This window comes from Stenotrophomonas sp. TWI169 (assembly GCF_039674705.1).
In the GTDB taxonomy this organism is placed as follows: domain Bacteria; phylum Pseudomonadota; class Gammaproteobacteria; order Xanthomonadales; family Xanthomonadaceae; genus Stenotrophomonas; species Stenotrophomonas maltophilia_P.
Map to the genome: position 1 here is coordinate 237,968 of NZ_JBDJOB010000003.1, position 10,974 is coordinate 248,941.

Sequence of the window (10,974 nt, forward strand, 5' to 3'; positions counted from 1 at the left end):
ATGCGGGCCCGCCTCCTTGGGGCTTACCGCAGCCAGTATCCCAACCCGCTCCGGTTCCGCACCGGCCAGATCGTCGAAGTAGGCGTACGTGACGAGGAATGGCCGGCGTTTGCCTGGGTACGCACCAGCGATGGACGCGCCGGCTGGGCGCCCGTCGCCTGGCTGCAACTGCTGGACGACGGTCGCGCCGAAGCCCTGCGCGATTACGACGCCCGCGAGCTAGATGTGGAAAGCGGCGAGATGGTCAAGCTGCATCACGAACACGGCGGATGGTGGTGGTCCGAGCGCGCCAATGGTGCGACGGGCTGGCTGCCGGCCCGCGAACTGGAACTGCTGGAAGAGAACTGCAAATGAGCCAGACCAAGAATTTCAACCTGCCCGACCTGGGCGAAGGCCTGCCGGACGCGACCATCGTCGAGTGGTTCGTGAAGGAAGGCGATGTGATCAAGCTGGACGAGCCGCTGGTGTCGATGGAGACCGCCAAGGCCGTGGTGGAAGTGCCGTCGCCGGTCTCCGGCAAGGTGCTGAAGCTGTCCGGTGCGGCCGGCGACATCATTCCGACCGGCTCGGTGCTGGCCAGCTTCGAGATCGACCCGAACCTGCCGCAGCGTGCCGATGGCCAGGACACCGGCCACAGCCACGGCCATGCGCCGGCACCGGCTGCGGCCGCAGCACCGACCCCGCCGCCGCTGCCGACTCCGGCACCGGCCGCCGCCGAGGACGCCAAGGCCGAGCGCGATGACGCCGGCACGGTGGTCGGCGCGATGCAGAGCTCCAATGCCGTGCACACCGAACAGGCGCTGGCCGTCGGTGGCGTCAAGGCCGTGCCGGCGGTGCGTGCGATGGCCCGCAAGCTGGGCGTGGACCTGAGCCGCGTGCGCGCCACCGGCAGCGATGGCGCGGTGACCATGGCCGACGTCAAGCAGGCCGCCGCCAACGGCACCGCCAAGCTCGGCGCCGCGCCGGCCCCGGCTGCCGCTGCGGCCTATGCCGCGCCGGCCCCGGCGCAGGTGTCTGCGCCGGTACAGAACGAAACCCGCACCCCCTTGTCTGCGGCGGGCAAGCCGATGCGCACGCAACCGCCGGGCGTGGTCGCCAAGGGCCAGCCGGAACCGCTGAAGGGCGTGCGCCGCAACATGGCGCGGGTGATGGCCGATGCGCACAGCAAGGTTGTACCGACCACGCTCAACGACGACGCCGACATCCATGCCTGGCTGCCCGGCAACGACGTCACCGCCCGCCTGGTGCGTGCCATCGTGGTTGCCGCGCAGAAGGTGCCGGCGATGAACGCCTGGTTCGATGGCGAAGCGCTGACCCGCACCCTGCACGCGCAGGTGGACATCGGCATCGCCGTGGACACCGACGACGGCCTGTTCGTGCCGGCCCTGCGCAACGCCGACATGCTGGATGCCCGTGGCATCCGCGAGGGCGTGAACCGCCTGCGCGAGCAGGTGGAAGCGCGCTCGATCGCGGCCTCGGAACTGAGTGGCTACACCATCTCGCTGTCCAACTTCGGCATGTTCGCCGGCCGCTACGCGACCCCGGTCGTGGTGCCGCCGTGCGTGGCCATCGTCGGTGCCGGCCGTGCCCGCCATCAGATGACCCCGGTGATGGGCGGCGTGGAAGCGCACAAGGTCATCCCGCTGTCGGTCACCTTCGACCACCGCGCAGCCACCGGCGGCGAAGCTGCCCGCTTCCTGCGCGCGATGATGGACGACTTGGCCCTGGCCAGCTGATCGACCACCACCTCTGAAACACAGAAGACGCCGGGCAGTGCCCGGCGTTTTTTTGTGCGCGCTCTACGGCAGAGCCGAGCCCATGCTCGGCAGCTTCCTGCTGGTCAACCGAAGGTGGGCGGAACCACATCCGGGAACAGCGGAACCGGCAGGTACCGGCTCCCCTCATTTCAACCGCGCGCGGGCAGGCCCTCGGCGCGGCTGTACACACGCAGGCGGTGCCCATCCGGATCAACACCCACGAAGGTATGCCCGAATTCCAGGGTGACCGGGGCCTGCACGATCTGCACGCCGAGTGCGCGCCACGCGTCGTGCATCTGCTGTACAGCCTCCGGGTTGGCGACCACCATCGCCAGTTCCGCGGCGCCGGCCTGCGTGGACACCGGCGGCTGCACGTCATCGCGCTGCCACAGGCCGAGCGCGGCGCCGTCGCCGAGCAGGAACAGGGCAAAGCCGGGCGACTGCTCGACGGGGGGTGTGCCGAGGATGCCGCTGTAGAAGGCGGCGCTGGCAGCGACATCGCTTGCGTACTGCAGCAGGGTGCTGGGCCTGAACATGGGGACGCTCCGTTGTTGGGAGCCTTCATGGTGGTACCGCCCTGCTGACAGATTCTGTCAGCAGCATCGCGATTGTTCGCCCGCTGTTCGCCAAGCTCGAAGGCCGTCGAGCAAGCCCGATGCTACGAACGATCCAACCAGTCCGGTGCGATGCCCTGGGCCTTCTGCCAGCGCCGCAGCAGGATGGCGCGTGGCACGTGATAGCGATCCTCCAGCGCGCGCACCTGCCGGATGCGGTCCAGCCGGAAGTGGCGGAAGTCTTCGCGGCTCTCGCACCACGCCGCCAGCATCGGAACTTCGTCGAAGTAGCCCAGCGCGAAGGGCCAGACGATGCGCTCGCTGCGCTGGCCGTGCGCATCTTCGTAGCCGAACTTCAGGCGCTGCTGTGCGCTTACGGCTTCGCGCACCGCCTGGAGCCGGGCCGCCGGCACCTTCGCCGCTGTTCGTGAAGGGCCCACGCGCAGACCGCTGTCACGCAGTGCCTCGCGGCGAGCGGTGGGCAACACATGCGCAATGCGCGCCAACGCATCACGGGCAGCCTCGGCCAGCGCCGGCTCGGTGCGGGCCGCCACCCAGCGCAGGCCCAGCACCAGCGCGTCGATCTCGGCCGGTGGCAGGGTCATCGGCGGCAGCGTGTCGCTCGGCGCGAGCTGGTAGCCGACGCCGGCCTCGCCGCGCAGGTCAGCGCCCTGCCCGCGCAGCGTCTCGATGTCGCGGTACAACGTACGCAGGCTGATACCCAGCGCATCGGCCAGCACCTGTCCGGCCACCGGCCGTCGATGGCGGCGCAGCAGCTGCAGCAGCTGGGTCAGGCGCAGCGCACGCGACATCAGCCGACCAGTGCGCTTGATGTCACCACGTGCTCACCCGGTTGCGGGGCCAGCGCGGCTCCGGTCAGTGCCCTGGCGATCTCGACGGCTGGATTGATCCGCCATGCCCGCGGCAGTGCCGGCCCCAGGGCACCGAGCACCGCCAGTGCGAAACGCTCGCCACGACGGACCTCGGTGCGCTCGCCGCCGATCAGTCCAGGCCGCACCAGGGTCAGCGAAGCAAACCCCAGCGCGCGCAGGTCACGCTCCAGCTCACCCTTCACCCGGCTATAGAAGATCGACGACTGCGGGTTGGCACCGGCGGCGGAATTCAATACATAGGTCTTCGCGCCCTGTGCCTGTGCGAGGCGGGCGAACGCCAGCGGATAGTCATGGTCGATGCGGTGGAAGGCCTCGCGGCTGCCGGCCTGGGCGATGGTGCTGCCCAGCGCGCAGATGACCGCGTCCACGCGCGCCCACTCAGGCGAGGCCGGCAGCGCGTCAAAGGCCAGCACCGGGTTCTCCAGCTTCCCATGGGTCAACGCCAGCGGACGCCGGGTGGGCGCGATCACGGCGCTGCAGCGCGGGTCGTCCAGCAACCCGGGCAGGGTCAGCCCGCCGACCAGGCCGGTCGCCCCCAGCAACATCACGCGCATCACCACCTCCCGTGCGGCATCCTGTCGCCCATCCTAGCCGTTCAAGCCATCGGCAGCCGCGCCGATATGCTGGAACCAGACCCTGCCAGCCCCAGGATTCGCTCCATGACGGACCACCCCGACCCGCGCCCCGCCCCCGGCACCGCCCTCGGTCCGCCGGCACGCGTGCGCGCGGTTGCCGACGCGGGTGAGGGCGAGCGCGTGGTCCTGCAGGGCGGCAGCAGCGCAAGCCTGCAACGGCTCTTTGCCGGTGCCGATGCGCCGGAGCCGCTGCTGGCCGCGTTCGCCAATGGCATGGCGACGCTGCCGGGCGAACTGGGCGACATGGGTGATCGCCTGCAGTCCGCGCAGGCCAGCGCCGACTGGCCACGCTACGGGCGGGCGATGCGGCAACTGATCGACAAGTACATCCGCACCATCGACCAGCATTCGCCGGATGGGCAGCCCGACAGCCTGCGCCTGTCCGAACAGCTGCGCCTGCTGCTGGGCGGCGCGGTAGTGGCGCTGCTGCAGCACGACCCGGACCTGCGCGAGCAGGCGCAGGCGCTGTCCCTTCGCCTGCGCCACTGGCAGCCGGGCAGCGCCCTGGAGCCGATCGAGCAGGGTGTGCGCGAGCTCGGCCATCAGATCGGCGTGCGTGCCGGCAGCTGGCAGGAACAGCAGGCGCTGCTGCTGGAGCTGTTCGCACTGCTGCTGGAGAATGTGAGCGAACTGCTGGACGATCGCAGCTGGCTGCAGGGCCAGATCGCGGCGGTGCGGCAACTGCTGTCCGGCCCGCTGCAGGCCGAGGCCGTTGAACGAACGCGTGCCGAGCTGCGCGAGGTGATCTACCGGCAAGGCCTGCTGCGCCAGGGCATCGACGACTCCAAGGCGGCGATGCGCGGACTGATGGGGGATTTCATCGAACGCATGGATGGCATGGCCACCAGCACCGGTGAATACCATGACCGTATCGGCAGCTACGCACTGCAGCTGCGCGAGGCGCGCAGCATCGCCGATCTGAACCAGTTGCTGCAGGAGGTGATGCGCGATACCGGCAAAGTGCAGCAGCAGGCGGCGCAGGCACGCGACCACCTGGCTGCCGCACGGCTGGACGTGGAGCGCGCTGAACAACGCATTGCCGAGCTGGAACAGGAACTGCGCATGGCCGGCGACCTCGCACGCATCGATCCGCTGACCCAGGCACTGAACCGCCGGGGCCTGGACGAACTGCTGCAGCGCGAGCTGGCGCGCGCCGAACGCAACAACACGCCGCTGGGCGTGGCGGTGATCGATCTGGATGACTTCCACCAGACCAACAACGCACATGGTCACGCCGGTGGTGACGCGCTGCTGCAGCACATGGTGGCCGTGTGCAGGCTGCTGCTGCGCGCCACCGATGGCATCGCGCGGCTGGGCGGCGACGAGTTCGTGCTGGTGCTGCCGGAGACCCCCGGTGCGGACAGCATGGCCACCGTGCAGCGCCTGCAGCGCTCACTGGCGCATCGGGTACTGACCGTGCAGGACCGGCGCGTGTCGGTGCATTTCAGTGCCGGACTGGCGCAATGGCAGCCCGGCGATGACAGCGAGGCGCTGCTGCGACGGGCCGACGAGGCGCTGTACGCGGCCAAGCGGCAGGGCAAGAACCGCGTGCAGGCGGGCTGAAGCGCTCCGCCGGGCATGACCCGGCGCTACCGCCGCCCGTCCGGCGACGCGGCTACTTCCCGCGCAGCTTCTGGATGCCGGTCACCGCCGCCAGCACGATGGCGCCAGCGACGATACCCACCACCATGTTGGCAACCGCGCCGATCAGCCAGCCCCACTGGCCCTCGCCACCGAGCGCCTGCACCGCGTGGTGCAGCGCCGGCACGTTGTGCACCAGAATGCCGCCGCCGACCAGAAACATGGCCACGGTGCCGGCGATCGACAGGAACTTCATCAACCACGGCGCCGATGCGACCAGGCCGCGTCCGAACGCTGCGACCGCTCCGCCCTTGCGCGAGAGGTACAGGCCCGCGTCGTCCAGCTTGACGATGCCGGCAACCAGTCCGTAGACGAACACCGTCATCGCCAATGCGACCACCACCAGGGTGAGTACCTGCTGGGAGAACGAGGCGGCGGCAACCACGCCCAGTGTCAGGACGATGATCTCGGCAGAGAGGATGAAGTCGGTACGGATCGCACCTTTCACCTTGTCCTTCTCCCACGCCACCATGTCCACCTGCGCATCGGCCAGCGCCCTGCGCCGCTCGGCCTGGTGCTCAGCGTCCTCGTCCGCCGAATGCAGGAAACGGTGCGCCAGCTTTTCCACGCCCTCGAAGCAAAGGAATGCGCCACCGATCATCATCAAGGGCACGATCAGCGGCACGTTCCAGCCACGACCATGCAGCCAGGCTTCCAGGGCGCTGATCGCCAGCGCGGCCGGAACCAGGATCACCTTGTTGAGCAGCGAGCCTTTGGCCACCGCCCAGACCACAGGCAGTTCACGGTTGGCAGAAACACCGGTTACCTGCTGCGCGTTCAGCGCCAGGTCGTCGCCAAGCACACCGGCCGTCTTCTTCGCGGCCACCTTGGTCAGGATCGAGACGTCATCGAGCAGCGTCGCGATATCGTCGAGCAGGGCAAACAGGCTGGCACCGGCCATGGGGGTTCCAGGAGGGAGGATGGACGGATTCTGACCGATCCAACGGCCCGGGAGGAAGTGGATTCACCGCTTGCCTACCCTGCCCCGGCCAGACTGGCGAGGTGATCCCGTTCCGCCGGGCATGGCCCGGCACTACCGGTCGTTGTCCACAAGGAGTGCCGTTTGAACAATCCGCCCACCGCCACTGGCAATCCACCGCTGGTAAAAGGCATGAGCCGACGCAGCCAGATCCTGCGCCTGCTGATGCGCTACCGTCATTCGGGGGTGTTCTCCGGCATGAACCTGGACGCAGCCGGCAGCCAGGCCGAGGTGCCGGCCGACGGCAATCCCGAGCAGTTCGTCAGTGACCTGGAAGCGCTGGGGCCGACGTTCGTCAAGCTGGGCCAGATGCTGTCCACACGTCCAGACATGGTGCCGGTGGAGTTCGCCACGGCACTGGAGCGCATGCAGGAGAAGGTGGCCGAGATTCCGGTCGAACGCATCCATGCCATCGTCGAGCAGGAGCTGGGGGCACCGGTGAGCAAGCTGTTCGCGGCCTTCGACCCCGAGCCGCTGGGCTGCGCCTCGATCGCCCAGGTCCATCGTGCGGTGATGCATGACGGCCGGCAGGTCGCGGTGAAGGTGCAGAAGCCGGAGGTCGCCGCGCAGCTGCGTTCGGACCTGGAAGCGTTGCGCAGCTTCGCTCTGGCCGCCGATCACCTGACCCAGGTCGGCCGCCGGGTGCGCCTGCGCGACTGGCTCAACGAGTTCGCCAAGACCCTGATGCAGGAGCTGGATTACCACGCCGAGGCCGAGAACCTGGCCCGCTTCGGCCGCCATCTGCGGCCCTTCCGGCGCCTGTGGGTCCCGCAGCCGATCTGGGATTACAGCAGCCAGCGCGTGCTGACCATGGAGCTGGCCACCGGCGTTCGCGTGGACGCGATACCCGGCGTACGCCGTACCGAGCAGTCGATGGACCCGTTGGCAGCCGCGCTGATCCGGGGCTACCTGGACCAGATCTTCGTGCATGGCGAGATCCACGCCGATCCCCATCCGGGCAACCTGCGGGTGATGCCCGATGGTCGCCTCGCCATCTTCGATCTGGGCATGGTCGCGCACATGCCACCGCGGCTGCGCGAGCGCCTGCTGAAGATCCTGTTCGCCGCCGTCGATGGCCGCGGCGAAGAAGTGGCGGACGATCTGATCAGCATCAGCACCCGGCTGGAAGCCTTCGACGAGGAGCGTTACCTGCGCGAGACCGGCCAGTTGATCGCGCGCTATGCCGCCAGCGGCAACTTCTCCGAGGGACGCGTGGTGCTGGACATGGTGCGCATCGCCACGGCCTGTGGATTGCGTACGCCGCCGGAACTGAGCCTGCTGGGCAAGGCGCTGCTGAACCTGGAGACGGTCTGCCGCCTGCTCGCGCCCGAACTGGACACGCGCCGCATCGTCGAGCGCCAGCTGCAGCATGTGATGCGCGCGCGCCTGAAGAAGTCGCTGTCGGCCGCCAACCTCGCCAGCGAGGCGATGGAGCTGCAGCAGCTGCTGCGCGATGGGCCGCGCAAGCTGTCGGACATCATGGCCCTGCTGGCCGAGAACCGCCTGCAGATGAAGGTGACCGGGCTGGAGGAATCACGGCTGATGGAGAACCTGCAGAAGATCGCCAACCGCGTGGCGGCGGGCATCATCAGCGCAGCGCTGATTCTCGCCGCATCGCTGATGATGAAGCTCGATACCGGCTGGCATGTGTTCGGTTACCCGGCGATCGCGCTGGTGCTGATGCTGATCGGCGTGGCGTTGGGGCTGGGCATCGTCACCAGCGCGCTGTTGTTCGATCGGCGCGCGCGGGCACGCGAGGAACGCGGCCATCGATGAGCGGAGTGCGTGGTGCGCGATATGTGCACCTGCGCCATACGTCCATCTCCGAAGTGCCGCATTCATGCGGTTCTTAATGCAATCCAACGCGCATTTTCACGCTCGTTTTACTTGATCGCGCTGTTACCGCACGCGGTCGATCAACAAACATTTCAGTCAGGTTCGTGCATGCACTATCGGGTCATCGGCCTGTCATGCACACATGCTAGCGGCAGCGCCGGTCGGATGGACACGCGTCGGTACGACGTCCATCGCACCACCCCGTTCACTGCCGAAGCCGCCTATGCTCTGGATCCTTCTGCTGTCGTTGTTGCTGCTGGTCTGGCTGTTCCTCGCTTCCGACAAATGGATGTGGTGGAAGGCCGGTTCGTTCTCACTGCTGTTGCTGGCGCTCAGCACGTGGTGGCTGATCGACAAGCTCTCCGGTGACGGACTCAACGCCGCCACGCTGTACCACCTGGGTGCGGACATGGAGGGTGCCGGCGTCGCCGACTTCAAGGGCTACATCGCCGGCTTCATCGTGCTGGCCCTGGTTTCGCTGCTACCGCTGTTCGCCACGCGGGTCCGCCTCTGGCATCGGCCCGGACGGGGTGCGGCCTGGTTCGCCGGCTTCGCCGTCGCATGGGTGGTCACGCTCATGGTCAGTCCGCTGGCGCGCGACGGCCAGCGTCTTTACCAGCAGCTGCGACCGGTTGATTTCGCGCGCATCGCGCCGGAATACCAGGTGCCTACCCAGCCGTTGCAGCGGCCGCGCAACATCGTCTGGATCTACGGCGAAAGTCTTGAACGCACTTATCTGGACGAGAACGTGTTTCCCGGGTTGATGCCCAATCTCAATCGTCTGGCCGCCAGGTCGTTGGATGTGCGCGGCCTGGCATCGGCCGAAGGCAGTGGCTGGACCATCGCCGGGCTGGTGGCATCGATGTGCGGCGTGCCGCTGACCACCTCGCAGGGCGATGAGAACAGCATGGACCGGATGGGCAGCTTCCTGCCCAAGGCCGTGTGCCTGGGCGACTACCTGAAGCAGCAGGGCTACACCAACCATTATCTGGGCGGCGCCAACGGCCAGTTCGCCGGCAAGGGCCAGTTCCTGGCCAGCCACGGCTTCGACGAAGTACATGATCTGGCGTGGTTCAAGCAGCAGAAGAAGATCGGGCGCATTCACTACTCTGCTTGGGGCGTACACGATGACGTGCTGCTGGACACCGCCTACCAGCGCTTCGAGCAGCTCTCGCGCGCCGGCGCACCGTTCATGCTGACCACGCTGACCATGGATACGCACCATCCCGCAGGCCACCTGCCGGTGTCGTGCAAGGGCGAACGCTACCAGAGCCAGTACGGCAACATCGGCCTGCTCAACGCGCTCAAATGCACCGACCGCCTGATCTCGCAGCTGGTCCAGCGCATCCAGGCCAGTCCGTACGGCAAGGACACGTTGATCGTGATCGCCTCGGACCATCTGGCGATGCCCAACGATCTCAGCCACGTGCTGGCCAGGCAGAAGCGCGAGAACCTGCTGCTGTTCCTCGGTGATGGCGTGGCGCCGCGCCAGCTGGCGGCGGAGAACGGCTCGACGCTGGACTCCGGCGCCACCCTGCTGGGCCTGCTCGATCCGGGCCTGCGCACGATGGGCTTCGGCCGCTCGCTGCTGGACGAAACGCGTGCCCCCAGTGCCAGCGTCGCCGCGCGTCGCGATGGCGGCCGCGATTACCCGCAGTACCTGGCATTCGCCCGGTCGCTGTGGCTGGGCGAGCCGACCCGCGAACTGAGGATCGACAACGACGACCAGGTGGTGGTGGGCATGCAGCACGTGCAGCCGCCGGTCCTGCTGGAGTACGACAAGGACTGGGGCCTGAAGTCGGTGTATCTGGAGAACACGTCCCGCCAGTTCGACGATGCCGATCCGGACAACACCCTGGCCTATGTGGATCGCTGCACCGCATTCGAGGATGGGTCGGCCGACGGCGACTGGTGCGCCTTGCTGGTGAACCGCGACAACGGCATCAAGCTGTACCGCGACGACGACCTGCGTGGTGGCATCGCGGTGGACGCGCCGCTGGATGCGTTCCAGGGACCGCGCCCGAGCGTGCGCCAGGCCCACATGATCACCCAGAAGGGCCGCCGCACCCGCGCCGGCCAGTACATGCTTCAGCTGGTGGCAAGCACGCGCCCGGATCGCGGTTTCTGGATCGAGGCCGTGTCATCGCAGCGCAAGGTGGTGCTGGCCCAGCAGTGGGTCCAGCCTGATGCCGACGGCAAGATCAATGTGTCCTTCGGACTGGATCATGAAGTGGACGATCTGGAGATCCGCGCCTGGTTGAATCACGCCGAGAAGCTGGCCGTGGATACCTTCGCGCTGGTGCCCTCGCGCAGCCGACCGCGGGGATAGGGTTCTCTGCAGGGCTGCGCCCTGCACCTGCTGCGAGCTGGAGCAAAGGCAACAGCAACAGCGTGCATTCCGTGGGATGGCGGGGCGGTGTAGGTTGGCAGGACACGCCGTAAACCCATCCATGGGGGCTCGATGGCGCCATCCATGGCGCCAACGGTCCTGCCAACCCACACCGCCCCACCTCTGACGGTTTCCGGCAGGTGTGGGTAGGTGTCGACCTTGGTCGACACTTCTGTCAGATATCGAAAGCAATCTGGGGTCAGATACGTTTTCTGCGGAAGAAAACGGATCTGACCCCAAAAGCAATTCCAGCAGATCGCGGAAATCTGTAGAAGGCGGGGGGGGGCGGT

At 67.7% G+C, this 10,974-nt stretch carries 9 protein-coding genes; 5 read left to right on the top strand and 4 right to left on the bottom strand.

Features of this window, described 5'->3' with window-relative positions; translation table 11 throughout:
• Both ABE543_RS04155 and ABE543_RS04160 read left to right on the top strand, forming a co-directional pair.
• Entirely contained in the window at positions 1-354 is a 354-nt protein-coding gene (locus ABE543_RS04155; protein ID WP_053519854.1) for an SH3 domain-containing protein, read from the top strand.
• Positions 351-1,736 (top strand): dihydrolipoamide acetyltransferase family protein, encoded by a 1,386-nt coding sequence (locus ABE543_RS04160; protein WP_053519855.1) that lies wholly within the window; start codon positions 351-353, stop codon positions 1,734-1,736. The genes ABE543_RS04155 and ABE543_RS04160 overlap by 4 nt, the downstream gene beginning before the upstream one ends.
• Positions 1,737-1,906: 170 nt before the next feature.
• Here ABE543_RS04160 and ABE543_RS04165 read toward each other — a convergent pair whose 3' ends face one another.
• From ABE543_RS04165 to ABE543_RS04175, 3 genes are all read right to left on the bottom strand, one after another.
• Positions 1,907-2,293 carry a VOC family protein gene (locus tag ABE543_RS04165; RefSeq protein ID WP_065174364.1) on the bottom strand — a complete coding sequence of 129 codons (387 nt, stop codon included), beginning with the start codon at positions 2,291-2,293 and terminating at the stop codon, positions 1,907-1,909.
• A gap of 122 nt (positions 2,294-2,415) precedes the next feature.
• On the bottom strand, positions 2,416-3,123 hold the full coding sequence (locus ABE543_RS04170; protein WP_053519857.1) for a YafY family protein: 708 nt from the start codon (positions 3,121-3,123) through the stop codon (positions 2,416-2,418).
• Entirely contained in the window at positions 3,123-3,758 is a 636-nt protein-coding gene (locus ABE543_RS04175) for an NAD-dependent dehydratase (protein WP_065174362.1), read from the bottom strand. Before ABE543_RS04175 ends, ABE543_RS04170 begins: the two co-directional genes overlap by 1 nt.
• A 105-nt stretch (positions 3,759-3,863) precedes the next feature.
• Between ABE543_RS04175 and ABE543_RS04180 the strand changes: the two genes are divergently transcribed.
• On the top strand, positions 3,864-5,402 hold the full coding sequence (locus ABE543_RS04180) for a diguanylate cyclase (RefSeq protein ID WP_346475338.1): 1,539 nt from the start codon (positions 3,864-3,866) through the stop codon (positions 5,400-5,402).
• 52 nt (positions 5,403-5,454) lie between these two features.
• Here the strand turns inward: ABE543_RS04180 and ABE543_RS04185 are convergent, their stop codons facing one another.
• Positions 5,455-6,381, bottom strand: coding sequence for a DUF808 domain-containing protein (locus tag ABE543_RS04185; protein ID WP_346475339.1), 927 nt, complete (start codon positions 6,379-6,381; stop codon positions 5,455-5,457).
• A gap of 210 nt (positions 6,382-6,591) precedes the next feature.
• On the opposite strand from ABE543_RS04185, the gene ABE543_RS04190 reads away from it, so the two are divergent.
• Both ABE543_RS04190 and ABE543_RS04195 read left to right on the top strand, forming a co-directional pair.
• Positions 6,592-8,235 (top strand): AarF/UbiB family protein, encoded by a 1,644-nt coding sequence (locus ABE543_RS04190; RefSeq protein ID WP_227255316.1) that lies wholly within the window; start codon positions 6,592-6,594, stop codon positions 8,233-8,235.
• 283 nt (positions 8,236-8,518) lie between these two features.
• Positions 8,519-10,624: a phosphoglycerol transferase I gene (locus tag ABE543_RS04195; RefSeq protein WP_346475340.1), complete on the top strand. Its 2,106-nt coding sequence runs from the start codon at positions 8,519-8,521 to the stop codon at positions 10,622-10,624.
• Positions 10,625-10,974 lie beyond the last annotated feature (350 nt).